The 26438-nt window shown below is 70.5% G+C and carries 31 protein-coding genes and 3 pseudogenes; 11 read left to right on the top strand and 23 right to left on the bottom strand.

The annotated features are described in order from the left end of the window. Positions 1-30: 30 nt before the first annotated feature. Positions 31-1194, bottom strand: coding sequence for a hypothetical protein (locus tag FM051_RS46920; RefSeq protein ID WP_158853956.1), 1164 nt, complete (start codon positions 1192-1194; stop codon positions 31-33). Between the two features lie 135 nt (positions 1195-1329). On the opposite strand from FM051_RS46920, the gene FM051_RS51155 reads away from it, so the two are divergent. Continuing rightward, entirely contained in the window at positions 1330-1695 is a 366-nt protein-coding gene (locus tag FM051_RS51155; RefSeq protein WP_202919442.1) for a helix-turn-helix domain-containing protein, read from the top strand. A 47-nt stretch (positions 1696-1742) separates the two neighbouring features. Further along, positions 1743-1820 (top strand): annotated as a pseudogene (locus tag FM051_RS53815) (hypothetical protein); the annotation flags it as partial. A gap of 291 nt (positions 1821-2111) precedes the next feature. Here the strand turns inward: FM051_RS53815 and FM051_RS46910 are convergent. Further along, the gene (locus FM051_RS46910) at positions 2112-2576 is read right to left on the bottom strand and encodes an Lrp/AsnC family transcriptional regulator (protein ID WP_158853953.1); all 465 of its coding nucleotides are present in this window, start codon (positions 2574-2576) and stop codon (positions 2112-2114) included. Positions 2577-2688: 112 nt separating this feature from the next. Between FM051_RS46910 and FM051_RS51145 the strand changes: the two genes are divergently transcribed. The 3 genes and pseudogenes from FM051_RS51145 to FM051_RS54315 form a co-directional block, all read left to right on the top strand. Continuing rightward, complete coding sequence (locus FM051_RS51145) at positions 2689-4326, top strand: GNAT family N-acetyltransferase (RefSeq protein WP_202919441.1); 1638 nt, start codon at positions 2689-2691, stop codon at positions 4324-4326. Then, on the top strand, positions 4323-5087 hold the full coding sequence (locus FM051_RS46900; RefSeq protein WP_158853950.1) for a class I SAM-dependent methyltransferase: 765 nt from the start codon (positions 4323-4325) through the stop codon (positions 5085-5087). The genes FM051_RS51145 and FM051_RS46900 overlap by 4 nt, the downstream gene beginning before the upstream one ends. Before the next feature lie 173 nt (positions 5088-5260). Continuing rightward, positions 5261-5482 (top strand): annotated as a pseudogene (locus FM051_RS54315) (IS3-like element ISAar24 family transposase); the annotation flags it as partial. Positions 5483-5519: 37 nt separating this feature from the next. On the opposite strand, the gene FM051_RS52720 reads toward FM051_RS54315, so the two are convergent. The 9 genes from FM051_RS52720 to FM051_RS46860 all read right to left on the bottom strand — a co-directional run bounded on the left by FM051_RS52720 (position 5520) and on the right by FM051_RS46860 (position 12374). Beyond that, positions 5520-5861, bottom strand: a complete 342-nt coding sequence (locus FM051_RS52720; RefSeq protein ID WP_238413183.1) for an MFS transporter — start codon at positions 5859-5861, stop codon at positions 5520-5522. Continuing rightward, positions 5849-6124, bottom strand: a complete 276-nt coding sequence (locus FM051_RS46890; RefSeq protein WP_158853945.1) for an MFS transporter — start codon at positions 6122-6124, stop codon at positions 5849-5851. Before FM051_RS46890 ends, FM051_RS52720 begins: the two co-directional genes overlap by 13 nt. Before the next feature lie 69 nt (positions 6125-6193). Further along, on the bottom strand, positions 6194-7240 hold the full coding sequence (locus FM051_RS46885; protein ID WP_158853942.1) for a WXG100-like domain-containing protein: 1047 nt from the start codon (positions 7238-7240) through the stop codon (positions 6194-6196). 15 nt (positions 7241-7255) lie between these two features. Next, the gene (locus tag FM051_RS46880) at positions 7256-7555 is read right to left on the bottom strand and encodes a hypothetical protein (protein WP_158853940.1); all 300 of its coding nucleotides are present in this window, start codon (positions 7553-7555) and stop codon (positions 7256-7258) included. Beyond that, on the bottom strand, positions 7552-7908 hold the full coding sequence (locus tag FM051_RS46875; protein WP_158853937.1) for a YbaB/EbfC family nucleoid-associated protein: 357 nt from the start codon (positions 7906-7908) through the stop codon (positions 7552-7554). The genes FM051_RS46880 and FM051_RS46875 overlap by 4 nt, the downstream gene beginning before the upstream one ends. 377 nt (positions 7909-8285) lie before the next feature. After that, positions 8286-8408, bottom strand: a complete 123-nt coding sequence (locus FM051_RS53515) for a hypothetical protein (RefSeq protein WP_274383901.1) — start codon at positions 8406-8408, stop codon at positions 8286-8288. A gap of 95 nt (positions 8409-8503) precedes the next feature. Further along, the gene (locus FM051_RS46870; protein WP_158853934.1) at positions 8504-9718 is read right to left on the bottom strand and encodes a cysteine desulfurase family protein; all 1215 of its coding nucleotides are present in this window, start codon (positions 9716-9718) and stop codon (positions 8504-8506) included. Next, complete coding sequence (locus FM051_RS46865; RefSeq protein ID WP_158853931.1) at positions 9715-11019, bottom strand: MFS transporter; 1305 nt, start codon at positions 11017-11019, stop codon at positions 9715-9717. Before FM051_RS46865 ends, FM051_RS46870 begins: the two co-directional genes overlap by 4 nt. Further along, positions 11016-12374 carry an MBL fold metallo-hydrolase gene (locus FM051_RS46860; protein WP_158853928.1) on the bottom strand — a complete coding sequence of 453 codons (1359 nt, stop codon included), beginning with the start codon at positions 12372-12374 and terminating at the stop codon, positions 11016-11018. Before FM051_RS46860 ends, FM051_RS46865 begins: the two co-directional genes overlap by 4 nt. Positions 12375-12455: 81 nt before the next feature. On the opposite strand from FM051_RS46860, the gene FM051_RS46855 reads away from it, so the two are divergent. Next, positions 12456-13109, top strand: coding sequence for an ArsR/SmtB family transcription factor (locus FM051_RS46855; RefSeq protein ID WP_158853964.1), 654 nt, complete (start codon positions 12456-12458; stop codon positions 13107-13109). 97 nt (positions 13110-13206) lie between these two features. Here the strand turns inward: FM051_RS46855 and FM051_RS46850 are convergent, their stop codons facing one another. Then, positions 13207-13350: a hypothetical protein gene (locus FM051_RS46850; protein WP_158853925.1), complete on the bottom strand. Its 144-nt coding sequence runs from the start codon at positions 13348-13350 to the stop codon at positions 13207-13209. A 213-nt stretch (positions 13351-13563) separates the two neighbouring features. After that, positions 13564-14109 carry a TetR/AcrR family transcriptional regulator gene (locus FM051_RS46845; RefSeq protein ID WP_158853921.1) on the bottom strand — a complete coding sequence of 182 codons (546 nt, stop codon included), beginning with the start codon at positions 14107-14109 and terminating at the stop codon, positions 13564-13566. Positions 14110-14264: 155 nt separating this feature from the next. Here FM051_RS46845 and FM051_RS46840 point away from each other — a divergent pair, with 155 nt between their 5' ends. Together FM051_RS46840 and FM051_RS46835 are read left to right on the top strand one after the other, a co-directional pair. Then, positions 14265-15440, top strand: a complete 1176-nt coding sequence (locus tag FM051_RS46840; protein WP_202919439.1) for a cytochrome P450 — start codon at positions 14265-14267, stop codon at positions 15438-15440. A 5-nt stretch (positions 15441-15445) separates the two neighbouring features. Next, positions 15446-16075 (top strand): class I SAM-dependent methyltransferase, encoded by a 630-nt coding sequence (locus FM051_RS46835; RefSeq protein ID WP_158853916.1) that lies wholly within the window; start codon positions 15446-15448, stop codon positions 16073-16075. Positions 16076-16374: 299 nt separating this feature from the next. Here the strand turns inward: FM051_RS46835 and FM051_RS46830 are convergent, their stop codons facing one another. The 10 genes and pseudogenes from FM051_RS46830 to FM051_RS46785 all read right to left on the bottom strand — a co-directional run. Next, positions 16375-17667 (bottom strand): ArsB/NhaD family transporter, encoded by a 1293-nt coding sequence (locus FM051_RS46830; RefSeq protein WP_202919445.1) that lies wholly within the window; start codon positions 17665-17667, stop codon positions 16375-16377. A gap of 2 nt (positions 17668-17669) precedes the next feature. Then, the gene (locus FM051_RS46825; protein ID WP_158853910.1) at positions 17670-18137 is read right to left on the bottom strand and encodes a CBS domain-containing protein; all 468 of its coding nucleotides are present in this window, start codon (positions 18135-18137) and stop codon (positions 17670-17672) included. A gap of 193 nt (positions 18138-18330) precedes the next feature. Next, a complete protein-coding gene (locus FM051_RS46820; RefSeq protein WP_274383900.1) occupies positions 18331-18993 on the bottom strand; it encodes a potassium channel family protein in 663 nt (220 codons plus the stop codon). A gap of 202 nt (positions 18994-19195) precedes the next feature. Next, positions 19196-19834 carry a potassium channel family protein gene (locus tag FM051_RS46815; RefSeq protein ID WP_158853908.1) on the bottom strand — a complete coding sequence of 213 codons (639 nt, stop codon included), beginning with the start codon at positions 19832-19834 and terminating at the stop codon, positions 19196-19198. A 71-nt stretch (positions 19835-19905) separates the two neighbouring features. After that, positions 19906-20469, bottom strand: a complete 564-nt coding sequence (locus FM051_RS46810) for a hypothetical protein (protein WP_338019544.1) — start codon at positions 20467-20469, stop codon at positions 19906-19908. Between the two features lie 59 nt (positions 20470-20528). Continuing rightward, on the bottom strand, positions 20529-21137 hold the full coding sequence (locus tag FM051_RS46805; protein ID WP_158853905.1) for a TetR/AcrR family transcriptional regulator: 609 nt from the start codon (positions 21135-21137) through the stop codon (positions 20529-20531). A 157-nt stretch (positions 21138-21294) separates the two neighbouring features. Further along, complete coding sequence (locus tag FM051_RS46800) at positions 21295-21969, bottom strand: potassium channel family protein (RefSeq protein WP_238413181.1); 675 nt, start codon at positions 21967-21969, stop codon at positions 21295-21297. Next, positions 21962-23290, bottom strand: coding sequence for a TrkH family potassium uptake protein (locus FM051_RS46795; RefSeq protein ID WP_158853902.1), 1329 nt, complete (start codon positions 23288-23290; stop codon positions 21962-21964). Before FM051_RS46795 ends, FM051_RS46800 begins: the two co-directional genes overlap by 8 nt. Before the next feature lie 81 nt (positions 23291-23371). Beyond that, the gene (locus tag FM051_RS46790; RefSeq protein WP_158853900.1) at positions 23372-23854 is read right to left on the bottom strand and encodes a hypothetical protein; all 483 of its coding nucleotides are present in this window, start codon (positions 23852-23854) and stop codon (positions 23372-23374) included. Between the two features lie 104 nt (positions 23855-23958). Next, positions 23959-24973, bottom strand: a pseudogene (locus FM051_RS46785) (sensor histidine kinase); the annotation flags it as partial. Here FM051_RS46785 and FM051_RS52710 point away from each other — a divergent pair. The 3 genes from FM051_RS52710 to FM051_RS46775 all read left to right on the top strand — a co-directional run. Further along, positions 24876-25097 (top strand): hypothetical protein, encoded by a 222-nt coding sequence (locus tag FM051_RS52710; protein WP_162470805.1) that lies wholly within the window; start codon positions 24876-24878, stop codon positions 25095-25097. The pseudogene FM051_RS46785 and the gene FM051_RS52710 overlap by 98 nt on opposite strands. Further along, positions 25097-25540, top strand: coding sequence for a hypothetical protein (locus tag FM051_RS46780; RefSeq protein ID WP_158853897.1), 444 nt, complete (start codon positions 25097-25099; stop codon positions 25538-25540). The genes FM051_RS52710 and FM051_RS46780 overlap by 1 nt, the downstream gene beginning before the upstream one ends. Before the next feature lie 147 nt (positions 25541-25687). Continuing rightward, positions 25688-26438: cation:proton antiporter domain-containing protein (locus FM051_RS46775; RefSeq protein ID WP_202919437.1), on the top strand; the 751-nt coding region annotated here is incomplete at its 3' end.

Here is a 26438-nt window from a genome sequence, read left to right as displayed (position 1 = left end):
CGAACAGCCATCCTCACCCAAAGCGTGTCACTAGGCGAATTCGCATTTTTCGCTAGCGGTCACTGCGCTGACCTGCGACTTCATCCGTCGCGTCGACCAGAACAGGCCCGCAACTGTGGAACGCGGGTCTGGCAAGTCGGGAGAAAAAGCCAGGGCACGGCGGAACGCAGGGTTCGGGTGGTCGAGATAGGAGAGCCGTTCCTCCAAGCCGGCGTGATCGGGAAGAAGCGAAGCTGCCATGGGAAGGGGCTCGTCGTCCTCGCCGGCCGCGATCAAGCGACGTCGCAGCCCGTCGGGCAGTTCCACCCGACGCAGCAGTTCCCGGTGGACTTCAGGGTCCTCGGTGGCGACGAGCTCTTCGAGGAGGGGTAGGGGAAGACGGCGATTGCCCGCGAGTGCGGCACACAGGCCGGCGTTGTCCAGAAAAGCCCGCATCTGCTCGGTCGGGAGGCTGGGATTGCGGGCGAGCGCTTCGTGCAGGTCCGGCAATGCCAACAGGTGTGCCAGGAGCGATGGGGTCAGTTCGACCAACTCGACTGCTGTTTGCCGGTAGTGCGCCGAGTCTTGGTGGAAGATCGCGGCCAGCTCCGCTGAGACCGTCACTTCCGGTGCGTGAACGGCCGCCGCCATCAGGGCAGCCTGGCGCACCGCGCTATCGGTATCGCCCATTAGCCGGTGGAGCACTGCGGGTGGCAGGCCGTACAGGGCGGCGCAGCGGCGGACCTCCGGATCGGCGTCGCCGGCCAGCACGGCGCGGACGACCTGCGGGACATGGCGGTTCTTCCCCACGGCTGCCCGCACCGATGACATCGCATCCGCAGCCAAGCGGCGGTAGACCGCGACGGGCAGGGGTGCCGCTGTGACCGGGCGGGCGCGCGGAAGGTCGACCCAGGAACCGGGCCAGGCCGCGACCTCGACCCGCACGATCGGTTCGGCGTCCGTGCCCAGGGCACACCGGATCTCCTCAGGTGTGGACGGGTGGGCGGCCAGGCGCCGCCGAACCTCGGTTTCCGGGTGTCCCGCCAGTGCCCGTGCCACCGCCGGTGGGACGTGTGCACGGCCAAGCAGCGCGCAGGACAGGGCCGGGGAACCACGGCGCTGGTGGACGGCCAGCCGCAGCAGCACCGGCAGGGGTGCTGCTGGATTGGCGGCCAGCCCGCACAACACCGCCAGATTCGAGCCCGGCTCGCTCACGCGCCCCATCCTGCCGGAACCCACTCGGCCGGCGCGATCCGTTTCCTGCGAGGCGCGCTTACGGACCGCTCACCTGAGCATCCGGCAAAACCTCGTAACCGCACATCGGCTACTTGTTGACTGGTGGGACGGCCGGTGCCCGGCCAGGAGGGGCAGAAGCTGCAGCAGATCGTGCGCCGGGGCAGCACCAGTACGGTGCGCTACCGGCGGGCGATGATGCTGTTGGCCTCGGGCGGCGGGAACAGGGTGCCGGTGATCGCCCAGCTGGTGCAGGCCGACGAGGACACCGTGCGCGATGTGATCCACCGCTTTAACGAGATCAGCCTGGCCTGCCTGGACCCTCGATGGGCGGGAGGCCGTCCCCGCCTGCTCAGCGATGACGACGAGGACTTCGTCATCCAGACGGCCACCACCCGCCCCACCAAACTCGGTCAGCCCTTCACCCGCTGGTCGATCCGCAAACTCGCTGCAAAGGCACCGCCAACAGCCTGGCCGCGCTGAAGTCGATCCGCGCCGCCCGGCCCGACGGCGCCCCGATCTACATCATCTTGGACAACCTTTCCGCCCACACCGGCGCGGATATCCGCCGCTGGGCGAAGAAGAACAAGGTCGAGCTGTGCTTCACCCCGACCTACGCCTCCTGGGCCAACCCGATCGAGGCACACTTCGGCCCGCTGCGGCAGTTCACCCTGGCCAACTCCAACCACCGCGGCCACCCTGCACAGACCCAGGCCCTGCAAGCCTATCTGCGCTGGCACAACGCCAACGCCCGCCACCCCGACGTGCCCGCCACCCCGACGTGCCCGCCGCCCATCGAGAGGAACGTGCCCGTATCCGCAGTGAGAAGGGCATCCGCTGGGGTGGACGCCCCCTCGCAGCCGCAGCTCGACAACAGGCGAACCCATGCGGTCACAGCATTAGTCAGGCGCGGGAAGGCGTGCGGGGGCGGTGTTGCTCACCTGCTGAAAAATGACCGAGGTGCGGAAGCCGGTGATTTCACCGCGCTTGCTGAGCCGGTCGGTCAGGAAGGCGTGCAGGTGGTCGAGATCCTGTACCGCGACGTGAAGGAGGAAGTCGTCGCCTCCGGAGAGCACGAACACGTGGAGGACTTCCGGCAGGCCGCTGGCGAAGCCCTTGAAGGCGTCGATGACGGCGCGGCTGAGGGGACGTACCTGAACTGACACGAGCGCCTGAACGCTGCGATTGAGGGCCGCGGGGTCGATGTCGGCGTGGTAGCCGCGGATGACGCCCCGGCGGTGGAGCGCCCGAACCCGCTCCAGGCAGGTCGAGGGGGCGATGCCGAGCTGCCGGGCGAGTTCGCGGTTGGACTGCCGAGCATCTGTCTGGAGAAGCCGGGCAATCTCCGAATCAAGTTCGTCCATGGCCGACAACCGTATCCCATTTTCACTCAATCGTTCGGTCATGGCCACGTTCAACGAATCGTTCGTGCAAGATGACGCAATCAAACCGAATAGATGAAGGGACGGCGGGTTCATGCTCGATCATGAGCAGGTCGCGATCCACACCGGTCGGCGCTCGCAGCTTCCGGTGATCGTGGCTGTTCACTCCACGGCACTCGGTCCGGCAGCCGGCGGCCTCCGGCTCTGGCACTACCCCGACTGGCGGGACGGCCTCACCGACGCCCTTCGCCTGTCGGCCGCGATGACCTCCAAATTCGCCGTGGCCGGGCTGCCCAGCGGCGGCGGGAAGGCCGTCGTGGTCCTGCCGGAGGGGATGAAACTCGATGCCGGCCGACGTCGCGACGTGCTGCGTGACGTGGCAGACGTCATCGACTCGCTTGGCGGGGCGTACGCCACCGGACCGGATGTCGGGACCGGCCCCGACGACATGGCACTGATCGGGGAAACCACTCCCCATGTGTTCTGCCGGCCGGCGCATCTGGGCGGCAGCGGCGACTCGTCCCCGCACACCGCGCAGGGGACGCTCGCCGCGCTGCGCGCCGTCAGCCGACGGCTGTACGGCACCGCGAGTCTGGACGGCCGCAGTCTCGCCGTGGTCGGTCTGGGCCGCGTCGGCGCCGCCCTCGCCCGCCTCCTCGCCGCAGAGGGCGCCGCCCTGATGGTCACCGACATCGACCCGGACAAGCGCAGCATCGCCGACGAGCTCGACGCTGTCTGGCGGTCGCCCGACGAGATCCTCGCCGCGAACGTGGACATCCTGGTCCCCGCGGCCCTCGGCTCCGTCCTGACCAGGCAGACAGTGGCGGAGCTGCGCTGCCGCACCGTGGTCGGACCGGCGAACAACCAGCTCGCCACGCCCGATGTCGCAGACCTGCTGCACCACCGCGACATCATCTGGGTGCCGGACTATGTCGCGAGCGCAGGAGGAGTCATCAACGCCATCAGCACCGAGCTCCACCACGTCAGTGCCGACGAAGCCCACGCACGCGTCCGCGCCATCGAGGACACCGTCGACGACCTGCTGGACACCGCGCAACGCCGCGGCCAGACCCCGGCGCAGGCGGCCGGCGAGCTGGCCATGCGCCGCCTGCGCGCCGCCTCGGCCCCGGTCAACTCCCCCACACCATCGTTGCGGCTGCGGGCAGCGGTGCCCGGCGACGCCGAGAACATGGCGCTGCTGCACGCCGACAGCTGGCGTCGGCACTACCGCGGCGCCTACTCCGACGCGTTCCTGGACGGTGACGTGGTGGCCGACCGGCGGTCCGTCTGGTCCTCGCGTCTTTCCGCTTCGAATGGCAGCGCGACGGTCGTGGCCGAGGACGACACCGGACTTGCGGGGTTCGTCCACGTCGTCTTCGACGAGGACAGCCGCTGGGGCAGCCTCGTCGACAACCTGCACGTCGCCCAGCACCGCCGGCGAACGGGCCTCGGCACCGCGCTGCTCTCCCGCGCCGCGCAGGCCGTTGTCGAACGCGCGACGGGCAACGCCCTGTACCTGTGGGCGCTCGAACAGAACACAGCGGCCCAGGAGTTCTACCGAACCCTGGGTGGCATCTGCGTCGAAAAGGCGCCGGTGTCACCCCCCGGCGGCGTACCGTCCCGGCTCGCCGGCTCACCCACCAAGCTCCGCTTCACCTGGCCCGACGCCTCGCTGCTCGCGCAGACCGACGCACGACGAGGCGCACGGGCAACCCCGGGGAACACGCCATGACCACCGATACGGGTACCGCCGTCGACCACTACGACCGGCTGCTCGCCGAGCACTACACCTGGATGCTGGGCGGCGAAGTCCACGAAGTCGCGGACCGACAGGCCACGCTACTCTCAGAACTCGGCCTGGCGGGGGTCGAAGACGGCGGGACGGCCATTGATCTGGGCTGTGGCTCCGGTGCGCAGACGCTGGCCCTGGTCCGCCTCGGCTTCTCCCCCGTGATCGCCATGGACACCAGCCGCCGCCTGCTCGACGAGCTTGTCGCGCATGCCCAGGGCACCGGGGCGGTGCGGCCCGTGCACGGCGACATCCGCACCGTGCTGCCCGAGGCGACCGAGCCGGGCACGGTCGCGGCCGTCGTCTGCATGGGTGACACGCTTCCCCACCTCCCGTCCAAGGCAGACGTCCCCGTGCTGCTCGGCCACATCGGCCGTGCCCTCGCCTCAGGTGGCCACCTCGTTGTCACCTACCGCGACCTCACAGCGGAGCTACGTGGCACCGACCGCTTCATCCCGGTACGCAGCAGCGACGACCGGCTGCTCACCTGCTTCCTCGAATACCGTGACGAGGACACGGTGATCGTCCACGACCTGCTCCACACCCGGACGAACGGCTCCTGGCAGCAACAGGCAAGCAGCTACCCCAAGCTGCGGATCGCGTCGGCCTGGCTGGTCGAGCAGTGCCGGGCGGCGGGACTGGACGTCCACCGCGACGACGCCGACTCCAGGGGCATGCGGATCCTGCACGCCGTAAAACCCTGACGGGCGATCAAGACTCGCCGGCGATAACCGTGACGACGACCTCACGGAAGGCCACGCTCTCCGGCGGGGTGCCTTCCCGGTGAACACCAGGTGCCCGGGCGCCGACCAGACGTGATGGGCGACGGCTCCAAGATGCGGTACGCGACCGTGGCGGTCATGGCCAGGCGGTCACGGTGATCGCCTCCGAAGGGCTGTCGATCCAGCTCGCCTGCCGCGTCCTCGGGGTGTCCGCGTCCGGCTACTACGACTGGCGAGGCCGCGCGCCCTCGCCGCGGGCGATCCGCCAGGCCTGGTTGACCGATCTGATCCGTGAGATCCACGTGGAGTCGTTCCAGGTCTACGGCGCCCCGCGGGTGCACGCCGAGCTGACCCTCGGCCGCAGGATCGTTGTCGGGCACAACACGGTCGGGCTTCTCATGCGCCGCAACGGAATCAAGGGTCTGCACAACCGGCGCGGACCACGGCTGAAACCTCGCCGCGCAGGTCGCGCTTCGGCAGCGCCTCGACCGGCCGTTCCGGCGTGCGCAGGGTGGCCAGCACCAGGCCCGACACCAGGTACGAGACGGCGTCGACCAGCACGGCGAGCGGTCCGCCGATGAGCTTGACCAGCCCGCCGCCGAGGAGCGGCCCCAACGCCTGGGAGGTGGCCCGGGTCTGTTCCAGGCGGGCGTTGGCGTCGGTGAGCACGAGCAGCGGCAGGAACGACTGGTGCGCCGCGTCGTAGAACAGGGACAGCGTCCCGAACACCACCATCAGGCCGATCAGCAACGGCATGCTGAGCGTTCCGGTAAGGCCGCCAGCGGGATCAGCGCCAGCACGGCGGCGCGGGCCAGGTCCGTGCCGACCAGCACCGGCAGCCGCCGCCGGCGGTCCACCAACGCGCCCGCGACCAGCCCGAGCAGCAGGTACGGCAGCCGGCGCGCCGCTTCGAGCATTCCCGCCTCGGTGGCGGACGCGCCGAGCGTCAGCACCTCCACGGCCCTCAGCGCCAGCGTGGTGACGGCCGTACCGGCCAGCGACACCGTGTCCGCGGCCACCCCCTGCGGCCACCTTCTCAAACTTCGGCGCGCACCGGGCAGTCGGCGGGCGGCGCGGGGGTGCGTCCGTCAGCCGTCACCGCGTGACCGGGCCCGTTCCTCCAGCAGGTCCGGCCTTCGGTCCGCGTCGAGCGCCCCGCCCGACGCCGACGCGTTCAGCCCCGGGTTGTACGAACCCAGCAGCGGGTCGGAGCCGCTGACCGCGTCGCCGGTCGGTCGCCAGTACTTGTTGTAGTCGTCGACGATGGTGGACATCGGGTGACCGGTGGCGAACTCGGTCGCGTCGAGCCCCAAGTGGGCGAGCAGGACCGGGGTGCCGAGCGGGGAAACCAGCCCCAACCCGTCGAGCAGGAACGTCTCCGGCGCCACTTCCGCCCCGCCCAGGTAGGCGAGCGTGTGGCCGTACAGGGCGGCCCAGCCCAGCGCGGTCGACACGGCCTCGAGTCCCGCTTTCGGGAGGGCGCCGGCCATACCGCCCAGCAGGGCCGCGTCGCCCACGACGCTGAGGCCGGTGCTCGCGTCGCCGGCGACGTCGGCGAACGCGCTGATCGTGTTCGCGTTGTCCTGGACGAGGTGGAGGGCATGCTCGGCGAGCCCCCGTGCCGCGGCCAGCTCCGCGATGATCTGTTGGTGGTCGATCGGCCCCGGCGCCTTGATCCGCTCGGCGGAGGCGGTCATCTCCGCGGTGATGGCGGCCGCCACGTCGGCGACGATCCGGTCCTGGATGCCGCGTCCGAAGACCGTGGGCAGCACGGCGGCCCAGGCGTAGTTGACGAGGTTGAGGTTGATCGTGTCGTTGATGTAGTTCTTGACCCCCTCGACCTCCAGCGCGAACCGCCCGGCCCGCCCGGCGAGCTCGTTCATGTTCTGCTCGACCGTGCCGAGCGCGGTGAACACCTCGACCAACTTGTCCATCAGGGCCTGCCCCGCCGGGTCCGGCCAAGCGCTGGCGAGCCCGCTCAAGTTGCTCGACCTGAGCGCGTGGATGGCCGCGGCGGCGTCCCGCCAGCCGAAGAACAGGTCCACCATCGCGGTCTCGTCGGTCTCCGGCCAGCCGGTGGTCGCCTTGACCGCCGGCCACAGACCCAGGGCGCTGGTCGGTTCCTGGATGGGCATGCCGAGTCCTCCCGGTCAGCGCGGGAAACCCGCGGCGGCACGCTGGTCGGCGGCCACGTAGTCGACCACACCGTCCTGACCGGCCTTGACGATCGCGGGCACGGCGGCCAACGCGCGGTCGGCGCCCTGCTTCGCGGGCTCCGGCACGTAGACCGAGCGGAACGCGTCGGCCAGCGGACCGGCGCCGATGCCGGCCTCGCCCGCGTCGATCGTGGCGCGGTGGCCCTGCCAGGCGTCGGCGGCGATCTTGCCCTCCGCGTTGATCCCGATCAGCTCGGCGCCGGCGGCCTCGGGCGCCAGCTCGACGCCGCTCACCGGCCACCCCACTCGGAGGCGCGGTCGAGGGAGGTCAGGAAGGGGTCGAAGTCGAGGTCGGCCGTCGCCGGCGTGGCGTCGGCCGGCAGGAACCGGCGCACCAGCGCGAAGACCTCGCCCTGGGCACGTGCCACCGCGCGGTGGATGGTGCCGGTGATGGTCGTCGCCAGCGCGGCGGAGTCGGCGGTCCGGTAGATCCGCGGGTCCAAGTCCAGCTTGATGACCTCACCGCGACCGCCGACGACGGCCCTGACCAGGCCGTCGTCGGACTCGGCGGTCGCGCGGATCTCGGCCAGCCTACGCTGGATCGTCTTCACCTCGTCGGCGATGCGTTCGTAGTCGACCGGGTTCATTCGGCCCTCGTTCCCGTGCGGCTGCTGGAGCGTTCGACCGGAGTCTGGGCCAACTGCGGGATCCGTCGAGGCGCGCTGACAGGTTCCGGCCACCCGTCCGGCCGCGGTTGACATCGGCGCAGGCGGTCCATGGTCGAACGGCGGCAAGGAGATCCACTCTGATCACGACCCACAGAGTGCACGTCTGGGACACCCCACCACCGCCTCCGGAACCGTGAGCCATCCCGTTGGCCCGGCGTTGACCTCCTGCAGACATCCCGAGCCGCGAACGCCTCCCCGCGCCAGTCTTGGAAACCACCATGCCGAAGTCCTCGCCCTACGGTCCTGACGACGACACCGCCGCCGAGATGTACGTGCGCGAGGCGCTGCGCAGGGTCTCAGCGCGGCAACTGGCCGGCGCTGCTGACCGACGACCACGTCGTGCAGCGCAGGATGCGGCGTTGTATTGGCGGGATGTCGGGCGTGTCAGCGCCGGGCGTCGTGGTGGCGGGAATGGTCACGAAAGCTCTTTCAGTGGGTGGGCGGTCCGGGCCTGGGAGAAAGGCCCGGACCGCCCTGCGAGGCAGCCGGGCCCTGTGGTTGGTTCACCGTCGGCTCACTCATCAATCCCGGCTTCCTGCGGTGTTTTCCGGTGACGCGGTGGGGTCTGGTCGGCGCGTGCGACGGAGGCCGTGATCAGGTCCGCGGCGCGGTCGACGTCGGCGGCGGTGCTCCAGCGGCCGAGGGACAGCCGCAGCGCGGACAAGCTCCGGTCGGTGGGCAGGTCCATCGCGGTCAGTACCGGTGAGGGCTGGTGGGTGCCGCTGTGGCAGGCGGAGCCGGTTGACGCGGCGATCTCCGATGTCGCGGCGAGCAGGCTGTGCCCGGTCACGTCGCGGATGCTGATGTTGAGCGTGTTCGGCAGCCGCGCTGCTGCGGGCCCGTTGAGCACCACCCGGTCGGGCAGGCGCGCGGTGAGTCGGTGGTGGAGGCGGTCGCGCAGGTCGCGGATGCGGTGGTGGCCGCCTGCGGCGAGGTCGTCGGTGGCGAGTCGTGCGGCGGTGCCGAGTGCGACGGCGAGGGCGACGTTCTCGGTGCCCGCGCGCAGCCCGTGTTCCTGTCCGCCGCCGTAGATCAGGGGTTCGAGCGCCACGCCCGGTCGCACCCACAGCGCGGCGACGCCCTTGGGTGCGTACATCTTGTGGCCGACCACGGTCAGCAGGTCCACGCCGAGGGCTTCCACGTCGAGGGGGATCTTGCCGACGGCTTGGGCGGCGTCGCAGTGGAACACCGCGCCGTGCTCGTGGGTGACGTGGGCGAGTTCGGTGACGGGTTGCAGGGCGCCGGTTTCGTTGTTGGCGGCCATGATCGACACGAGGACGGTGCGCTCGGTGAACGCGGCGGCCAACTCGGACGGGTCGACAATCCCGTCGGCGTTGACGGGCAGGTAGGTCACGTCGACGCCGTGCAGGCGCTGCAACGCCCGGCACGCCTGCAGTACGGCGGGGTGCTCGGTGGCTTGGGTGATCACGTGCGGGCGGTCGACTCCGGCGGCCAGGACCACGCCGCGGATGGCGAGGTTGTCGGCCTCGGACCCGGATCCGGTGAAGACGACCTGTCCCTCGTGCGCGCCGAGCAGGGCGGCGACCTGGTGGCGGGCTCGTTCCAGGGCGGCGCGGGGCGCGGTGCCGTAGTGGTGGTCGCTGGAGGGATTGCCGAACGCCGCGGTCAGGTACGGCAGCATCGCCTCGACGACGCGTGGGTCGATCGGGGTGGTGGCGTTGTGGTCGAGGTAGATCGGGCCGTCGGTGAGTCCTTTGGGGACAGTCATGATTCACCGTCCTCGTGTGCCGGCACAGCGGCACGGCGGTGGCTTGGTGGGTGGGTTTCGTACATGCGCATCGCGACGATGAGCCCGGAGGCGGCGGTGATGGCGGCGACCACCCACACCGCGGCGCGGATGCCCCAGAGGTCGGCCACGATGCCGGACAGCAAAGCGCCGACCGCGAACCCTCCGTCGCGCCAGAGCCGGTAGACGCCGACCGCGCGGGCGCGCCAGGCGGGGTGGGCGACGTCGCCGATGGTGGCCAGCAGCGTCGGATAGACCATCGCCGTCCCTGCGCCCAGCAGCACGGCGGCGACCGCCCAGGTGGTGAAGGTGTCGGCGACGGCGATGAGGGCGAGTGCGGCGGCCTGGACGAGCATGCCGGTGGTGATGAGGTGTTTGCGGCCCCACCGGTCCGACAGCGGACCGGTGATCAGTTGTCCCAGGCCCCACACCGCCGGGTAGAGCGCGGCGAGGATCCCGATCCGGGCGACCGACAGCCCGGCCGCGGTGAACAGGATCGGCAACAGCCCCCAGGCGAGGCCGTCGTTGAGGTTGTTGACCATCCCGGCCTGGCTGGCGGCCGACAGGGCGGGTTCGCGCACGCTGGTGTGGGCGAAGACCTGCCTGTCGGTGAGTTCGGCGTGCAGGTGGTCGTGGCGGCCGTCGGCGCGGGCGGTGTGCCCGGCGGCTTCGCTCCTGGCGTGCTCACGGGTTTCACGGACCACGAATACGGACAGCCCGAGGCCGAGGGCGGCGTAGGACAGGCCGAGCAGGAACGGCGCGGGGCGCAGTCCGTAGCGGGCGGCGAGGTAGCCGGTGGCCGCCGCGGTGACGGCGACCGCGAGGTATCCGGCGGCCTCGTTCAGGCCCATCGCCAGGCCGCGCCGGGAAGGGCCGGCGAGGTCGATCTTCATGATCACGGTGGTGGACCAGGTCAGGCCCTGGTTGACCCCGAGCAGCACGTTCGCCGCGACGACCCAGCCCCAGGACGGCGCCCAGATCAGCATCAGGGGCACCGGGATTGCGATCAGCCACCCGGCCACGAGCACGGGTTTGCGGCCGTAGCGGTCCGACCAGGTGCCCGCGAAGTAGTTGGTGGCGGCTTTGGTGGCGCCGAAGGCCAGCACGTAGGTCAGCAGGAACGTGTAGCCGGTCAGGCCGAAGGTCTGCTCGGCCAGCGGGGACAGCACGGTGCGTTCCTGCCCGAGCACGCCGCCGACCAGGGCGTTGACCGCGACCAAGAGGCTGAACTGGGCGAGGTTGGCGCGGATGCCCAACCGCGGGCTCGCGGTCGTGCGGCTCATGCGCCCGTCTCCAGTCGGCAGCCGGTGGCGGTGGCCCAGTCGTCGGGGCCGCCGGTGAGTACGGCGAGGTCTCGGTGGCCGGCGCGTTCGAGCAGACTCGCCGCGCCCATCGCCCGCTCGCCGTGCCCGCACATCACCACCAGCGGCTCCGCGGGCACGTCCCGCGCGCGGTCGGCCAGCTCGCCCAGCTCGACGTGCCGGGCGCCCGGCAGGTGCCCGGCGGCGAACTCCGGTGTCTGCCGGATGTCCAGGACCGGCGCGTCGACCTGATCAGGCCCCACGAGCCGGGTGCCGGTGGTCGGGTGGCCTGCGGCGGTCCAGGCGTCCAGGCCGCCGAGGAGTTCCCCGGCGAGATCGGTGTAGCCGATCTTGGCCGCCTGCCACGCGACCTCCGCCGGGTCCTGGTCAGGGCGGCGCACGATCACCAGCGGCCGGTCGTGCGGGGCCAGCCATCCCAGCCAGGAGGCGAACACCGGCCGCAGCGGGATGGACAACGCCCCGGGCACGTGCGCGGCGGCGAAGTCCGGCACCGGCCGCACGTCCACCACCACCGCACCGTCGACCAACAGCGCCCGGACGGCCTCGACCTCCAGCGGCTCCAACGCCGGCGGCTGGTTGAGGACGGCGGGGCCGCGGCGGTTGACCTCGCCCAGCCGCAGGAAGTACGGCGGGAAACTGCCCAGCGATCCCACGAGAGCGGCCACGAAGGCGTCCTCGTCGTCGACGGCGAGCAGCGGGTTCGTGGCCTTCTCCCGACCGATGGTGCTGACGCGGTCCGCTCCGGGCGGCGCCGAGCAGAACGACCCGGCGCCGTGGGTGGGCCACACCGCCACCTCGTCGGGCAGTTCGGCCAGCCGCCGCAGCGAGGCGTACTGGGCACGGGCCAGCGCCTCGGTCCGCTCGGGTGAGACGAGGTCGGTCCGGGCCGCCGCGCCCACCAACAGCGAGCCGCCGGTGAACACACCCACCGGTCTGTCGCCGTCGAGCAGGAGGAACGACAGGTGCTCGTGGGTGTGGCCCGGCGTGCCCAGTGCCCGCAGCCGCAGTCCACCGAGGTCGACCTCGTCCCCGTCCCGCAGGCCGCTGTGGGCGAACTCGCGGTGCCCGTCGGCCGAGGCGAGCACCCGCGTGCCCTCGGTCGCCGACAACTGCCGCGCGCCCGAGAGGAAGTCCGCGTGCAGGTGCGTGTCCGCGGCGAACGTCACCGACAACCCACGGCGACCGGCGGCGCGGGAGATCTCGCGCAGGTCGAGACTGACATCGACCACCAAGGTCCGACCGTCGCCGAGATCGACGAGGTAGGCGGAGTTGCCCAGCCCCACGTCCACGAGCGGAACGACCTCGACTGCGCCCACCGGTACCTCCCTGACTCTTCCGGCGGACCTGAGAGGTCCGTCGGCCATGTTCTACGCTATTCCATGGAAGATTGGAGAACCATGGGTGACCGGGACGCCAAGAACGCCCTGTACGACCAGTTCGCCCGCGTGGGCAAGGCTCTGGGCAGCGGCAAGCGCCTGGAACTGTTGGATCTGCTGGCCCAGGGTGAACGGACCGTCGACTCGCTGGCCCGCGCCGCCGAACTCGGCCTGACCACCGCCTCGGCGCACCTGCAGACCCTCAAGCACGCCGGGCTGGTCGCCACCCGCCGCGACGGCACCAAGATCCACTACCGGCTCGCGGGTGACGATGTCGCCGCGCTGTACGCGCTGGTCCGCGCTGTCGCCGACGACCACCTGGCCGACGTCGCCGTCGCCGGTGCGGCCTACCTCGGTCCGGACACCGACCAGGTCGACCGCGAAGAACTGCGGCGGCGCGTCCGCTCCGGGCGGGTCACGGTGATCGACGTGCGGCCCCGCGAGGAGTACGCCGCCGGTCACATCCCCGGCGCGCTGTCCATCCCGCTGGACGAGCTGGCCGAGCGCTTGGCCGAACTGCCCGCCGACCAGGAGATCGTCGCCTACTGCCGTGGCGCCTACTGCGTGCTCGCCCACGATGCCGTCCGACTGCTCACCGCCCGCGGGCTGAGCGCGCGACGGCTGGCCGACGGAATGCTCGAATGGCGGCTGGCGGACCTGCCCGTGGCGAGCTGAGCCGTTCCTCGCCGCCGGCTACGTGCTGCTGGTCCTGTCGGTAATCGCCAACCCTCGACTCCACCAGCGCCCCGCGGACACCGGACACCGCGAGCCCTCAGGCCGCCGACCCGCGCGGCGGCTCGCCGACACCGGCCGTGTCCAACCCCAGCGGCCCCACCGTGCAGGCCGACAGCGCCCCCACCGACCCGCGCCGCATCGACACCGGAACCCCGACCTGCGCGTCACCCTCGCCTCGCACCGCTGATGATGCAGCAGACCCTCGCCACCGCCAACGACGAAATCGCCGCCCTCGTCGCCGGCATCCAGAACGACATCGCCCGTGCCCCGCGACGCAAACCTGCAAACCCAACGAGTGGGCGTTCCCAACCAGCGACACGACGACCGATCGGCACCTCGTAACGGCATCGCGCGGGACCGGGACCGGCCCCAGGCCTGTCTGACTCGGGGTCGGTCAGTCGGTGTGGGCGGCCTGGATGACTCCGTGGATGGCGCGGCCGATGCGTTCGGCGGCGCGGTCGGGGTCGGGTTGGCCGAGGTCGAGCCAGGCGATGACGGCTTCGAGGGTGAAGGTGGGGACGATGCGTGCCGCCCAGTCCCGCCAGGGGCCCTCGGGGATCGCGTCGGCGAGGTGCCGGTGGGTGACGTCGGTCGATCCGGATCGGATCGTGTCGATCACGTCGCGGAACTCCGGTTCCCGGGCCGCGTGCCGGAACAGCAGCCGGAACCCGTCGGGATCCGCGGCGGCGGCACGGATCAGCGCGGGCAGGCTGGTGTCGTCGAAGTCGTCGGTCCCGACGGTGTCGGCGAGCCGGGTGCAGGCCCGGTCGAGCACGGCGCGGTAGAGCTCGCCCTTCGAGGCGAAGTGCCGGTAGAGGATCACGTGCGTGACGCCGGCCTCGGCGGCCACGTCGTCCAGGCCGGTGGCGGCGTATCCGGTGCGGGCGAAGGCGCGGGTGGCCGCGTCGAGGATCTGCTCGCGCCGCTCGGCGCGCGGCATGCGCCGGGCACGTTCGGGTCCGACTGCCGACGTCCGTCGCGCAGGCTGCCCGGCCTCTGCCACCACATCGACCTCCTCTTGTTTAAGGCCGACTATACAAGTACCGTTGTTTAAGTCTTCTTGTACAAGTGCGTATGAACCTGATGGAGGTTGCCATGGTCGCCCCGGCGCAGTTGCCGTTCGAGCAGCCGGACCCGCTGCGGGTCGCGCCGCTGCTCCACGAACTCCGGTCACGCGGCCCGGTCCACCGGGTCCGGACCGCCGTGGGTGACGAGGCGTGGCTGGTCACCGGCCACGCCGAGGTGCGGCGGCTGCTGGACGACGACCGGCTCGGTCGTTCCCACCCCGCTCCGGAGACCGCGGCCCGGACCGGCGAGTCGGCGTTGTTCGGCGGTCCGCTCGGCGACTTCGGCACCGAGCGGGCCGACCACGCCCGGATGCGGTCCCTGCTACAGCCCCACTTCTCGCCCAGACGCATGAAGGCCCTGCGATCCAGGGTGAAGACCCTCACCACCGGGCTGCTGGACAAGATGGTCGAGCACGGGTCCTCGGCGGATCTGCACGCGGCACTGGCGGTGCCGTTGCCGATCCTGGTGATCTGCGAGCTGCTCGGCGTGCCCTACGAGGACCGCGACCGGTTTCGCGCGTGGACCGCCGACGCCGCCAACACCCGCGACCGGGCCCGATCCGAACGGGGACTGGGCGAGTTGTTCGGCTACGGCCTCGAACTGGTCGCCCGCAAGCGGACCGACCCCGGCGACGACGTGATCTCCCGGCTCTGCGCGACCGACGGGGTGTCCGACGCCGAGGCCGCCGGGCTGTCCATGGCGTTGCTGTTCGCCGGACACGAGACCACGGTCGTCCAGATCGGCCTGGGCGCGCTGCTGTTGCTGACCAATCCCGGGCAGTGGCAGGCCCTGCTCGACCAGTCCGACCTGGTGCCGAACGCGGTGGAGGAGATCCTGCGGGCGCCCGGCAAGGGCGGCGGCGGGATTCCCCGCTACGCGCGGACCGACCTGGAGATCGACGGGGTCGCCGTCAAGGCGGGCGACCTCGTGCTGCTGGACAACGGCGCGGCCAACCACGACCCGGCCGTGTTCGCCGACCCCGACCGGCTCGACGTCACCCGCTCGGCCGCGGCCCACCTCGCCTTCGGGCACGGCGCGCGGTACTGCATCGGCGCACCGCTGGCCCGCATCGAGCTGCAGGTCGTGTTCTCTCAGCTCGTCCAACGGTTCCCGATGCTGAGGTTGGCCGTCGGCGTGGAGGAACTACGAGTGCGACGCGACGTGCTGACCGGCGGTTTGGTCGAGCTTCCGGTGCGGTGGTGAGCGGCATGTCGGTGCGGCATCCGGTCTTCGCGCGGCTCTACCCGATGATGAGCCAGGCGATGGAGCGGGGCGGCATGGCCGAGCACCGTCAGGCGCTGCTCACCGACCTCGCCGGCGAGGTGATCGAGGTCGGCCCCGGCGACGGGCTCAACTTCGCGCACTACCCGCCCACCGTCACGCACGTACTGGCGGTGGAACCGGAACCGCGTCTGCGGCAACACGCCCACACCTCCGCGGAACGGGCGACGGTGCCGGTCGAGGTCGTCGACGGCCTCGCCGAGCGGCTGCCCGCCGGGGACGGCACTGCCGACGCGGTCGTCGTGTCCCTCGTGCTGTGCTCGGTGCGCGACCAGGAGGCGGCGCTGCGGGAGATCCATCGGGTGCTCAAGCCGGGCGGGCAGTTGCGGTTCCTCGAACACGTCCGAGCCGACACACCCGGCCTGGCACGCGTCCAGCGCGTCCTCGACGCCACCCTCTGGCCACGACTGGCCGGCGGCTGCCACACCGGCCGCGACACCGTCGCCGCGATCGAGCGGTCCGGCTTCGCCATCGAGCGGCTCGACCGGTTCCTGTTCCCCGACGCCCGCACGCCGAGTTCCTTCCACGTCCTCGGCACGGCCGTACGCCGTAACTGAGCGCAGAGGGCCACCTGCAGATCGACCCCACCCAACCGCTCGCCGTCGCCGTGGAGCTGCTGTCCGCACTTGGTTCCGTGGCGGCCAAATCCGGCCGTGCCGGACTGGTATCCGCAGCCGAGGAGCACGCGACCCAACTCCTGATGGCGGCCGATTGGACCGACCCGTCGACCTGGGAAACCAACGGGTTCCACACCAGGCGGCTGCTCGGAGTGACCGCATCGATCACGACGGCAACGAGGCGGTGGCGTTCGACCGGTGGGGCAGAAGGTCTCGCGACGCGGGTGGTCGGCTTGTCGTCAGGCGAACAGGAAGTACCGCAACCACAGGTACGGCGCGGCGAGCAGGACCGACAGGCCCGCGACGACGAGGCCGTAGCGCGTGAACTGCCAGAAGCTGATCGGGGTGCCGTTGCGGGCGGCCAGGCCGAGCACGACGACGTTCGCGCTCGCACCGACCGCGGTGGCGTTGCCGCCCAGGTCCGCGCCCAGTGCGAGCGACCACCACAGCGATTCCGCCTGCGGACCGCCGCCCTGCGCGTCGACCAGGTCGGACACGATCGGCGACATGGTGGCCACGTACGGGATGTTGTCCACAATGGCCGACAGCACCGCGGAGATCACCAGCAGTGCCATCACCGCCAGCAGCGGCTGTCCGCCGACCGCGTCCGCCAGTGCCTTCGACACCTGGCCGATCACGCCGGTGTTCACCAGTGCGCCGACCATGACGAACAGACCCATGAAGAAGACCAGCGTCTCCCACTCGACGTCCTCGATCGCCTCCTCGGTGGTCACCTTGGAGATCAGCACGAGCAGGCCGGCGCCCAGCAGTGCCACGACCGAGGGTTCGACGTGCAGCGCGCTGTGCAGGACGAAACCCACCAGCACGAGGGCCAGCACGATCATGCTCTGCACCAGCAGGGTCTTGTTGCGGATGGCTTCGCGTTCGGACAGGGCCATCACCTCGGCGACGCGCTTCTCGTCGTAGTGGAAGGCGCTGCGGAACAGCCACCGGCAGACCAGCACGAACACCGCCATCATCACCACGACGAACGGCCCCATGTGCACGAGGAAGTCGTTGAAGGTCAGACCCGAGCGGCTGGCGATGATGATGTTGGGCGGATCGCCGATCAGTGTCGCCGCGCCACCGATGTTGGACGCCATCACCTCCGCGATCAGGAACGGGATCGGGTTGAGCCCCAGCCGGTCGCACACCAGGAACGTCACCGGCGCGATCAGCAGCACGGTCGTGACGTTGTCCAGCGCCGCCGAGGCGACAGCCGTGATCACCACGAACATCGCCAGCACCGCGAACGGCTTGCCCTTGGCGCGCTTGGCCGCGGCGATCGCCAGGAACTCGAACAGCCCGGTCTGCTTGATCACCCCGACGATGATCATCATGCCGAGCAGCAGGAACACCACGTTCCAGTCCACGCCCGCGTCGAGCGAGTGGAACGCGGTCTCGCCGTTGGTCAGCCCGAGCGCGAGCATGAGCCCGGCGCCGCCGAGCGCGGCGGCGACGCGGTGCACGCGCTCGGTCGCGATGAGGATGTAGGCGCCGACGAACACCAGCACCGACAGGATCTGACTCACGGTCATGGGTTCGTCCCCGAGGTGGAGAGGATGACTTCGAGCAGGTGCGAGGCGGTGACGACGCCGTGGATCGTGTCGTCGTCGGTGACCAGCAGCAGCGGGCTGTGCAGCCTGGCCATCGTGGCGGCGCATTCGATCACCGTCGCGTCACCGGACACCTTCGGTATCTCGTGGCGTTTCTCCTTGGGTGGCAGCAACTCCTTGACCATGCGGCCCTCCAGCTTGTTCACGCACGCCTCGGCGCCGCCGCGTTCGTCGTACACGCGTGCCAGCGACGGGTCCTCCTGCACGTAGCCGGGGACGATGAACCGCAGCACCTGCGATCCGGGCAGCACGGTCACCGGGTGGTTCTCGTCGTCGACCACGACGACGCCGGGCCGGCGCTGCTCGGCGATCAGCCGGGCGGCGGTCATCGCGTCGTCGGTCAGCTGGACCAGCGGGTAGTCCTCGGCGAGATCACGAGCACGCACGACGAACCCCTTCACCCGAACCAGGTGTAACCGCCGTCACAATTCGCGCTATCATCGGCCTTTTCCACATTCGTGATTCACAACGGGCAGGAGTTCCGCCGTGTCCGGTCTGACGATGACCTTGCTGCTCATCGCGGGGTTCCTGCTCATCGCCTTGACCCTGCGGGCGATCGGGCGGCACTGACGGCTCGGCTCACGTCAGGTCGGCCACCCGTTCGACCGCGGCGGTCAGGCCGGCCACGATGAGCACGTCGTCCCGGTAGACCACGGTGTCGGCGGTGGCGTAGGTGAAGCCCTCGCCCGGCCGTTTGACACCGACCACCGTGACGCCGTACTTCGAACGCAGGCGACTCTCGCCCAGCGGCCTGCCCACCGCTTCCTCCGGCGCACGGGTCTTGACCATCGCGTAGTCGTCCTCGAACTCGATGTAGTCGAGCATCCGGCCGGTCACCAGGTGGGCCACCCGCTCCCCCATGTCGTGTTCGGGAAGGACGACGTGGTGCGCGCCGATGCGTTCGAGGATGCGCCCGTGCTGGCGACTGATCGCCTTCGCCCAGATGTCCGGGATCTCGAAGTCGACCAGCAGCGCGGTGGTGAGGATGCTGGCTTCCAGATCGGTGCCGATGCCCACCACCGCGCGCCGGAACTGGTGCACGCCGAGCTGGCGCATGACGTCGGCATCGGTGGTGTCGGCGACGACGGCGTGGGTGAGCTCGTCGGCGTAGCGTTGGACGATCTTCGGATCGGAGTCGATGCCGAGCACCTCGGACCCGCGTGCGGTGAGTTCCATCGCGAGCGAGCTGCCGAACCGGCCCAGTCCGATCACCACCACGCGCGAGGTGTGTTCATCCGACAACGGTTGGCTCCTCTGGTTCGTAGCGCCGCGGTTGTACGCGGAGCGGGAGGACGGAGACCGGCGTGAACGGCCCGAACCGACCGATCAACATCAGGCCACGGCCACGAGCCGCCCGAGTCACCGGTGCGGGGACAGTGCGCTGGGATGCGAGTTCACCGGGGCCTACCGGGACGACCGGAATTCGGCGCGCCGACCGACGGCATCAGTCGTCCCGTGTGGACGCGTGGAGGACCAGCAACCGGTCGCTGGGCCGCAGGCTCTCCACGCTCGGATCATCGAGCCACACGCGTGTGCTGCCGCGCACGACCGCCAAGACGAGCGGACCGCAATCGGACGGTGCCCGTCCGACTTCGGGGTCGCGCACGGCGCGTTCCGTGACAGCCAGATCAAGCGCCTCCGGCGGTGCTTGCCGGACATCGGTGGTTTGAGCCGGACGCCGTACGGACAGGCCGAGAAGCCGACCGACGATGTGCTCCACCACGACCACCTGGTCCGCACCCAGGGACTCGGCCATGTCGCGCCATCGTGATTCGCGGAGCAACGTGATGATCGTGGTCGCGTTGTTGACCGACCGGACGGCGGCGACGATCCGCACGGCCACCATGTCGTCGGCGACCGCGACGATCACCCGGGCGGCGTCCCCCACGTTCGCGAGCCGCAGAGTGTCGAGGTCGGCGCCGTCCCCGACAACGGCGGTTGCTCCGCGCTCCACCGCCGGCAGGAGCCGGGCGGGGGCGAGGTCCACGACGACCAAACGCGGTGTGGACCGCTCACGGGACAACACGTCAGCCGTGATGCGACCTGTGTCCCCAAAGCCGATCAGAACGGTGTGCGAGGCCACGTGGGCTCCTGGTCTCGGGATGACAGCTCCGCCATATCGCCGACCAGGCTTCCCGGCACACCAGAAGTAGCCTAACCCCTGACCGTCCTTCCACGCAGCCCGACTCCCCCGCAACGGCACGGACACCGGCCCGGCGCACGGCGTCGGTGACGATCGTCGCGGTCCGCCGTGAATCCCGGCCCGCCATGCTGCCGAATCCGACGTAGACGGGTGCGGGGCCGTCGTCGAGGAAACGCGTCAGCCGGTCCGGTGGCGACCAGTCCCCCGATGTCGGCAGGTACCAGAACCCGGTGGTACGCACCGACTCCGGCCAGCCCGGATCCACCGGGGTCACGTGACGGCTGAACGCCTGCAACACCAACCGGTCGTGGCCAGCGGCGTCGTGCCACCTCACCGACATCGTGCAGGACAGCGCCCATCAGGGGCTTGATCCGCCGGGCCGTCCGCACGGCGGTGACCTTGCCCCGCACACCCCGATAGCCGCCCTCGACAGCCTGCCGGACCACCGGGTCGTCCATCAACCGGTTCGGCCCCTCGTCCAGCGGCGCGAACTCCACCCCGTGCTCCGACGCGGCCGGCGCGAAGGACCCCGGCGCAGCCAGCACCGCCTCGTGCCCGCGCTCGCGTAACGCCACCGCAAGCGCGAGGAACGGCTGCACATCGCCCCGCGTGCCATGCGTGACCAACAGGACCCTCACCGCGTCTCCCGCTCGTCGACCGCGGTGAACGCGGTCAGCCAGCGGTCGTCGGTGAACAGGCCACCGGTGAGCATCTCCAGCCCGGCCCGCGCACCCCGCACGGCCGTCGCGGTCTCCGCCGGATCACCGCCGAGCAGCCGCCCGACCTGGTCTCCGAGCACCAACGGCGCCAGCAACCACGACACGTAGGTCACCGCCCGCGCCCGCGCATCCGACGTCGGACGCACCCACCCCTCCGCCTCGCCCGCGGCCAGCCACTCCTGAGTGCGCCCGACGATCTCGATGAACAACGCCGTCGCGCCGTCGGTCCCGTCCAGCAGCGCACGCCCCAGATACCGCCGCACCGGAGTGGCCGCCCGCAGCATGTCCGCCAGCGCACCTTCATCGGCGTCACCACCGGACCGGATCCCCTCCAGTACGTACTGGTCACACGCCTGCCGCAACCTCTCCTTGGATCCGAAGTGATGCAGCACCAACGCGGGAGACACCCCGGCGTCGGCAGCCACCGCACGCACGGAGGTCCCGGCGACACCGTCAGCGCCGAACCTCGCCAGGGCCGCATCGCGGATCCGCGCACGAGCAGTCAAATCAGAGGCTGAACGCATGTTCAGACTATTGAACAGATGTTCAGCCCCCGTCAAGCCTTCGCCGGTTTCCGGCATGGCTGTGCCCGGCGCCGGTCATCCAGTCCGGGGAGACGAGCGCCTGTCCCATGCCGCACGGGGGCGCTGCATCCCCCGAGGCCCGCGAAGAAGTCGACGGCTAGAGGGAGTTGGCGAACCGTTCGACGTCGGCGATGCGCCCGATCACCAGGATCACGTCGCCGTACATCAGCACGGTGTCCGGGGTGGCGGGCGTGAAACCGGCCTGATCGCCGTCGAGGCCCCGGCGCACCGACGCCACGCTGACCCGGTAGCGGCCGGGCATCTTGGCCTCGCCCAGCGGCACGCCGACGAGGTCCTGAGGCGGCTCGGTCTTGATCATCGCGAACTCGGCGTCGATCTCGATGTAGTCCAGCATGCGGCCGGAGACCAAGTGGGCGACGCGCTCGCCCATCTCGTGCTCGGGCAGCACGACGGAGTGGGCGCCGACCCGTTTGAGGATGCGCGCGTGCTGGTCGGTGACCGCCTTGGCCCAGATGTGGTCGATATCCAGGTCGACCAGGTTCGCGGTGGTGAGGATACTGGCCTCCATGTCGGTGCCGATCGCCACCACCGCCCGGTAGTAGTTGGCCACGCCCAACTGGCGCAGGGCCTGCGGGTCGGTGGCGTCCGCGGTCACCACGTGGCTGAGTCGCCCCGACAGGCGTTGCACCACGTCGGGCCTGCTGTCGATGGCGAGCACCTCGGTGCCCTGGTTCGCCAGTTCCAGGGCGAGCGCGGTGCCGAACCGGCCCATCCCGATGACGACCACCTGTTCGGTGCCGCGGTCAGCCAACGATCGTCCTCTCCTCGGGGAGTTCGTAGCGACGTTCCCGCTCGCGCAGCGCGAGCGCGGACGCCAGGGTCAACGGCCCGATCCGGCCCGCGAACATCAGCACGGCGATCAACACGTGTGCCGCTCGGGGGAGATCCGCGGTGATCCCGGTGGACATCCCCACCGTGGCGAACGCGGAGATCACCTCGAACAGCACCCGGTCCAACGAGTGTGTCGTCATGCCGAGCAGCACGAACGTCGAGATCGCCACGGCACCCATCGCGAGCAGCACGATGGCCAGCGCCTGGCGGTGGTTGGTCTCCGGCACCCGGCGGCGGCCCACGTTGACCCGCCGCTCGCCGCGCATCTCCGCCCACACCACGAACGCCAGCAGACCGAACGTGGTGACCTTGATGCCGCCCGCGGTGCCCGCGCTGCCACCGCCGACGAACATCAGGAAGTCGGTGAAGAACCAGCCCTCGGTGGTCATCGCGCTGGTGTCGATGGTGTTGAACCCCGCGGTGCGGGGTGTGGCGGCGGCGAAGAACCCGGCCAGCAGCTTGGCCGGGCCGCTCAGCGGCCCGAGGGTGCCGGGGTTGTCGTACTCGACGGAGGTGAGCACGATCGTGCCGATCACCAGCAGCGGCACCGTCGTGCCCACGGTGAGCCGGGTCAGCACCGACCACTCCCGTGGTCGTCGCCACGAGCGGACCAGCTCGAACACCACCGGGAACCCCAGCCCGCCCACGATGAACGCCACGCAGATCGTCAAGGAGATCCACGGGTCGGCCACGTACCGCATCAGGCTGTCGACGTTCAGCGAGAACCCGGCGTTGTTGAACGCCGAGATCGAGTGGAAAACCCCGTGGTACACCGCCCGACCCAGCGGCTCGTCGTAGCCGATCATGAACCGGGCCGTGAGGACCACGGCCACCACGAGTTCGCTGATCAGGCTGAAGAGCACGACGTTGCGGACCACCCGGCGCACGTCGCTCAATCGCAGGGTCTTGGTCTCGGCCTGGGCGATCAACTGCGCCCGAAGCCCCAGTCGGCGGCTGACCACCAGGGCGAACAGCGTGGCCAGCGTGAGGATGCCCAGGCCACCGACCTGGATCAACGCGAGGATCACCACCTCGCCCATGACGGACCAGTGGCCACCGGTGTCGACCGTGACCAGGCCGGTCACGCACACCGCGGACGTGGCCGTGAACAGCGCGTCGACGAAATGCGCCCGCTCACCGGACTCGGTCATCACCGGCAGCGAGAGCAGCAGTGTCCCCAGGGCGATCGCCGATCCGAAGCCGGTCGCGATCACCTGGGTCGGGTGCTGGAACCGCTCCATCGGCCGCAGACGTCGACCCGCGCCCCGAACTCCGAACACATCACTCCCCGGTCGTTCGGGCGTCTGCCCACTCTGACGACGTCATGCCTGGTCTGCGGCGCCGTGTGCGCGGGCGCCGGATCCCGGCCGCACCACGGTAGTCCCCGGTGAGGTCACGAACGTGGGCGAACCCACCTCGCCCTCACGTGGACCGGGGATGCGCGGCTGCTCACGCTCGTGGAGCAGCGCGCGGACCGCACGGAGGGTCGATGCGAAGCCCAATGCGGTGAAGGCGCACAGCGCCAACACCAGCGCGGCGTGGCCGGATCGAGGCACGAGGGCCAGCTCGCCGTGCCTGCCGAGGACGAAGCCGGCGTGCAGCGCCCAGCACACCGCAGCGGTGGCCAGGGTCGCTCGGACGGTCGTGACCATGGCGATGACGTCCACCACCGCGGCCATCGCGACGAGCGAGACGGTCGGGGTCCTGGTCGCGCCCACGCCGACGGACACCAGGGTGGCGGCGACGCCGAGCGCCACACCGAGCGGGAACCCGAAACCCGCCGGGACCGGCGGAGCGGTGCGCATGTCGACGAGTCCACCCGACTACCGGACCTCGCAGGAGTGTTCTTTACGCAATCCGAACGGCGCGTCACGGTATTCCTGACGCGATCTTGTCACACCTCGAACCGCTACCCCGGATCTTCCTCGGCTGCCGGGCGCGGTCGGGTCGTGGAGTCCTCGGCCTGTCGGTGCGCTGGCAGCGAGATCACGATGGTGAGCCCCCCGCCCGGCGTGTCCTCGGCGGCTATGGCACCGCCCATCGCCTCGACGAACCCCTTGGCGACGCTGAGGCCGAGTCCCAAGCCGGTGGTGCTGTCGCGGTCACCGAGCCGCTGGAACGGGGTGAACACCGAGTCCGTCGCGTTCCTCGGCAGTCCGGGCCCGTGGTCGACCACCCGCAAATTCGACCTGGTCGCCGTGCGCGCCGGCCCGGACCGCGATCTCGGGTTCGTCGACGGCGACCCGCCCGTCGCCGTCGACATCGACCGGGCGGCGCGGGCGGAGCCTGCCGTGCCGCAGGGCGTTGTCGATCACGTTGGCCACGACCCGTTCCAGCAACCCGACGTCGGCCACCACCTGCGGCAACCCCTCGTCCACGTCGACCGCCACCAGGCGCCGCTCGCCGATCCCGGACAGCGCCAGCGCCAGCGCCACGACCTCGTCGTAGCCCACCGGCCGCAGCTGCGGCGTCACCGCGCCCGTGGCCAGCCTGGAGGAGTCCAGCAGGTTGTCCACCAGCCCGGTCAACCGGTCCGCGGCCTGCTCGACGTCCGCCAGGAGTTCCGCGGTGTCGTCGGCCGACAACCGGAGTTCCGGGTCGCGCAGGCTGCCCACGGCGGCCTTGATCGACGTCAGCGGGGTACGCAGGTCGTGGCCGACGGCGGACAGCAGGGCGGTGGTCTCCGCGTGGCGCTGGGCCTGGGCGGTCTCGGCCGCCATGCGCTGCTGCCGCAGCGCTATCAGGGCCTGCCCTGCGGCGGCCTCCAGCACGCGCTGGTCACCGGCGGAGAGGGTCCGGCCGCGCAGGGCGAGGTGCACGTCCGAGGTGACCGGCACGTCGGCGTCGACCTCGTCCGGGTTGTCACAGGGCTGCGGCCCGACGTGCGCGACCCGCTCCCACTTCCCGTCGCGGCGCTCCAGCAGGGCGGCCTACACCGACGCGCTGGAGCGGATTCTCGGCGTCCCGGCCGGATCGGTGGTGCTGGTCGACATGGCGACGCTGCTGCCGTGGTTCGAGCCGGAGTCGAAACAGGACGGAGAACCCTGATGTCGGTTGTGCCCACGATCCTGCTGATCGCGTTCTGCCTGCAGGGACTGGTCAAGTTCGCGGTGGGATTCCTCGTGCCGTACCGGACCCGGATCAAGAGGGTCGCCTCCTACTACGGTCGCGAAGGCCGGATCATCAGCGTCTACGACAGCGTCACCTTGATCATGGTGGTGGCGCTCGTGGTCCTTCTGATGGCCACCGGGATGCAGTACCCCGGCTTCGTCACCGGCCTGGTCGTCGGGATGCCGACCATCCAGGTCTTCTTCCACCGCTTCAGCGAACCGTTGCCCGCCGAGAAGACGCCGGAATCCCCGACGCCACCGAGAAAACTCATGTCCTACGCCATCCAGGCCAACCCCGGTGCGGCATGGCGGGAGATCCTCTTCATGACCGCCCTGTTCGCCTGGGCCCTCTACATGCTGTTCGAGGGCCTCTTCGGGTAACCGATCCATGGCCGGCCGGCTCCGCCGAGCGGGAGGTTTGCGGAACAGCGGCTTCTACGGCATCTTTACGCACGGAGCGCCGGGAAGTCTGGTCGGCATGCCCTCCGCGACGCGGTGGGGCGTTTTTGTCGACGACGGGTCGGGTTGATGGCGCTCGTGTTGGCCTTCGGGCTTGTGTTGCTGGTCAGCGTGTCGCTCTCGGGCTTGGCCGCACGGACCGTGCTGTCCACCGCGCTGCTCTTCCTGGTCGCCGGAGCCCTGATCGGGCAGGGCGGCTTCGGCCTGGTCGACATCCCGTCCGACGGGCTGTTCGTGACCGCGCTCGCGGACCTGGCCCTGTTCACCGTGCTGTTCACCGACGGCCAACGCGCGAGCCTGCCCGCACTGCGTGAGGGCTGGCGGTTGTCCGGACGGGCCCTCGGGCTGGCGATGCCGCTGACCATGGTGGGGATCGCGCTGCCCGTCCACTTCCTGACCGGGCTCGACTGGATCACGTCGTTCCTGATCGGCGCCATCCTGTCCCCCACCGACCCGGTGTTCGCCTCGGCCATCGTCGGCCGCTCCGACGTGCCGCTGCGGCTGCGCCGACTGCTCAACGTCGAGTCCGGCCTCAACGACGGCCTCGCACTGCCGTTCGTGCTGATCTTCCTGGCCACCGCGACCCGCCAGGAGAACGACTTCGCCACCATCGGACTCGAACTCGTCCTCGGCCTGGTGGTCGGGATCGCCATCGCGGGCGCCGTCACACTGGCCTGGCGGCTGCGCATCCTCACCGCGGAACCCCGACTCCAGGCACTCGGACCACTGGCGATCGGCGTGATCGTCTACGCGACCTGCCACCTGACGCACGCCAACCCGTACCTCGCCGCGTTCGCCGCCGGGTCGACCCTGGCAACAC

Source organism: Saccharothrix deserti (genome assembly GCF_009769385.1).
GTDB lineage: Bacteria > Actinomycetota > Actinomycetes > Mycobacteriales > Pseudonocardiaceae > Actinosynnema > Actinosynnema deserti.
This window is presented reverse-complemented; position numbering and strand designations above follow the sequence as displayed.

Coding starts and splice junctions, on each gene's coding strand:
- FM051_RS46910 (WP_158853953.1), bottom strand. CDS start 2,576: ATGGACGAACTTGATTCGGAGATTGCCCGGCTTCTCCAGACAGATGCT.
- FM051_RS51145 (WP_202919441.1), top strand. CDS start 2,689: ATGCTCGATCATGAGCAGGTCGCGATCCACACCGGTCGGCGCTCGCAG.
- FM051_RS46900 (WP_158853950.1), top strand. CDS start 4,323: ATGACCACCGATACGGGTACCGCCGTCGACCACTACGACCGGCTGCTC.
- FM051_RS52720 (WP_238413183.1), bottom strand. CDS start 5,861: ATGCCGTTGCTGATCGGCCTGATGGTGGTGTTCGGGACGCTGTCCCTG.
- FM051_RS46885 (WP_158853942.1), bottom strand. CDS start 7,240: ATGCCCATCCAGGAACCGACCAGCGCCCTGGGTCTGTGGCCGGCGGTC.
- FM051_RS46875 (WP_158853937.1), bottom strand. CDS start 7,908: ATGAACCCGGTCGACTACGAACGCATCGCCGACGAGGTGAAGACGATC.
- FM051_RS46870 (WP_158853934.1), bottom strand. CDS start 9,718: ATGACTGTCCCCAAAGGACTCACCGACGGCCCGATCTACCTCGACCAC.
- FM051_RS46865 (WP_158853931.1), bottom strand. CDS start 11,019: ATGAGCCGCACGACCGCGAGCCCGCGGTTGGGCATCCGCGCCAACCTC.
- FM051_RS46855 (WP_158853964.1), top strand. CDS start 12,456: ATGGGTGACCGGGACGCCAAGAACGCCCTGTACGACCAGTTCGCCCGC.
- FM051_RS46845 (WP_158853921.1), bottom strand. CDS start 14,109: ATGCCGCGCGCCGAGCGGCGCGAGCAGATCCTCGACGCGGCCACCCGC.
- FM051_RS46840 (WP_202919439.1), top strand. CDS start 14,265: ATGGTCGCCCCGGCGCAGTTGCCGTTCGAGCAGCCGGACCCGCTGCGG.
- FM051_RS46835 (WP_158853916.1), top strand. CDS start 15,446: ATGTCGGTGCGGCATCCGGTCTTCGCGCGGCTCTACCCGATGATGAGC.
- FM051_RS46805 (WP_158853905.1), bottom strand. CDS start 21,137: ATGCGTTCAGCCTCTGATTTGACTGCTCGTGCGCGGATCCGCGATGCG.
- FM051_RS46795 (WP_158853902.1), bottom strand. CDS start 23,290: ATGGAGCGGTTCCAGCACCCGACCCAGGTGATCGCGACCGGCTTCGGA.
- FM051_RS46790 (WP_158853900.1), bottom strand. CDS start 23,854: ATGCGCACCGCTCCGCCGGTCCCGGCGGGTTTCGGGTTCCCGCTCGGT.
- FM051_RS46780 (WP_158853897.1), top strand. CDS start 25,097: ATGTCGGTTGTGCCCACGATCCTGCTGATCGCGTTCTGCCTGCAGGGA.